The 2,588-nt window shown below is 43.7% G+C and carries 2 protein-coding genes; both read left to right on the top strand.

All coding sequences use genetic code 11. The features are described from left to right. Positions 1-155: 155 nt before the first annotated feature. Positions 156-1,712, top strand: coding sequence for a Mu transposase domain-containing protein (locus ACTNB3_RS17665; protein WP_441027267.1), 1,557 nt, complete (start codon positions 156-158; stop codon positions 1,710-1,712). Positions 1,713-1,724: 12 nt separating this feature from the next. After that, on the top strand, positions 1,725-2,504 hold the full coding sequence (locus ACTNB3_RS17660) for an ATP-binding protein (protein WP_055221200.1): 780 nt from the start codon (positions 1,725-1,727) through the stop codon (positions 2,502-2,504). Positions 2,505-2,588 lie beyond the last annotated feature (84 nt).

Genomic DNA, 2,588 nt, shown 5'->3' with positions numbered 1-2,588 from the left:
TGCAAATTCCGGCTCATCTGACCACGCATTCCGCTAAGAGCTGATCAGTCTTTCCGGATGTAACTGAACGCGTTTCCGCTTCAGCTGATCAATAAGTTTTCAACGTGTTATAGTTCTTTCGTAGTCATCAAATGATTGCGAAAGGAGGCATAACTATGCAAGACTACAACACGATTATCGGCTCCATCCAGATGCGTTTGAATGGATGCCAGACCAGGTCCGTTATGGACCGTTACAAGATTGGCTCAGGTACATTAAATCTGATCATGAGCCGATACCATGCCAACGGAATCCCAATCGAGGAACTCCGAATGATGGCACCTAAGGAAGTTGAGAACCTTTTCTATCCGCAGAAAAATCTACAGAGGAAAGATGTCCCACTTCCAGATTTCCAGTATTACTATGACAGAATCCATGCACCAGGGAGCCGCATGAACATTTCGTTCTGTTGGCTGGATTATAAAGAAAAGAATCCTGATGGTTATGAGAAGTCACAGTTTTACGAATACTTCAACCGATTCATAGCAGAAAACTATGGTGGCCAGAAGGTATCAATGGCCGTAAACCGAATCCCGGGTGAAAAGATGTATATCGACTGGGTCAGTGATCAGCCGGAACTGTTAACAGATACCGAAACGGGCGAGATCAAAAAAGTCCACATCTTTGCGACCACTCTTGGAGTCAGCAGTCTGATCTATGCAGAAGCTTTTCCAAATGAGAAGCTCCCATGTTTTATAGAAGGCTGTGCCCATGCTGTTTCATTTTATGGTGCTGTTACGAAATACTTTGTGCCCGATAACCTGCGAACTGCTGTAACCAAGCACACAAAGGATGAACTTATCCTGCAGTCTACATTTGCAGATCTGGAAGATTTCTATGAAACTATAGTTCTTCCACCACCCGCTAGAAAGCCGAAAGGCAAGCCTACAGTTGAAAATCATGTACGTTATCTTGAAATACACCTGGTTGAGAAACTGAAAGAAAAGATATATGTATCATTTGAAGACCTAAATGCTGAAATCAAAAAAATAGTAGCAGTCCTCAATAAACGATCTTTTCAAGGCAAGGACTTCTCAAGACAGGATGCTTTCGAAAAGTATGACAAACCATGTATGAAACCACTGCCAGGCGGATGTTACACGGCTTGCGACTATAAAGCGGTCCTAAAAGTTCCCAACAACTACCACATCGAGTATGACGGCCACTACTACTCCGTATTGTACTCTTACTGTGGCAAGCCTGCAATCCTGAAGGCAACCGCTTCAGAGATCAGAATCTGTGATCAGTATAATCGGCTGATCTGTACACATAAGCGGTCTTATAGAGAGTTTCCGCTGTATATCACGGTAGATGAACATATGCCGCCAGAACACCTTTATTACAAAGAAGTCAATTCAAAGGATGGTAATTATTACCGCCGCTGGGCTTCTGCCATTGGTCCTGCGATGTCAGAACTGATTGACAGACTCCTTAAATCATCAAAACATGAAGAGCAGTCCTATAATGCCTGTGCAGGTATCCTGCATAAAGTAAAAACAATCCCGAAAGGTGCTGCTGAAGAAGTTGCCCGTAAATGTATAGAGATCAATTCCTGTAAGTATTTTACCTTCAAGCAGATGCTGAAAAAGATGGATGTGAAGGAACTCCCCGAGCATTCACCAGGAACACTGCCCAATCATGAAAATATCAGAGGAAAGGACTACTATAAGTAAGGGTGACGTACTATGGCATACAGATTAAAAGACTATCTTTATAACGATAAACTCACAAAGGAACAGAACATACTCATGGATCGACTGTATAAACTTCGCATGTCCGGTATGGCTGAAGCATTTGAAAAGCAGCTGCTGGAACCAAACACAGGTCTCGAACCATTTGAAGTCCGCTTTGCTGCTATTGTAAATCAGGAGTGGGATCAGCGTGAGAGTAAAAAGTTTAAACGTCTCATGAAGAAAGCGACCCTGAAATATCCTGCAGCTGATCTTGACAGTTCAATCTATGATCCAGAACGTCAGCTGAATACACACGTCATAGAACTTCTGGCCAAGTGTGATTGGATCGATGAGCCGAATAACCTGCTGATGACCGGAGGGGCCGGTGCTGGGAAAACGCACATCGCCTGCGCCTTATGTATCACAGCAATGCATCAGAACCGTACTGTTAAATACATACGTGCGAACACACTCTTAAAGGAATCAGATCATGCCAGGCAGGAAGGTACTTACTTTGAGTATTCTAATGAAATGGCAGCTTATGATCTCATGGTGATAGATGATTTCGGCTTAATGGATCTGGACATCGAGAAATGCCGCGATTTATTTGAAATCATCGAGTCCAGAGACTGCCGCAAGGCAACTATTATTATCTCACAGATTCCAGTATCCGGATGGTATCAGCTTTTTGGGGATTCCACCTACGCAGATGCCTGCTTAAGTCGAATGACATCTAAGGCATATCGCCTTGAATTTCCTGGCAGGGATCGCAGAATAACCAATAGTAATTAATCAACCTGCTGAGCTTTGCTCAGTTTGAAGCGGAATGGCGCTCCGTTCCTCTGGAACGGATGCGCAGTTCTTGCGGAATATGCA

Origin of the sequence: Bariatricus sp. HCP28S3_D3 (assembly GCF_052065755.1) — a bacterium.
Lineage (GTDB): Bacteria > Bacillota > Clostridia > Lachnospirales > Lachnospiraceae > Allocoprococcus.
This window is presented reverse-complemented; position numbering and strand designations above follow the sequence as displayed.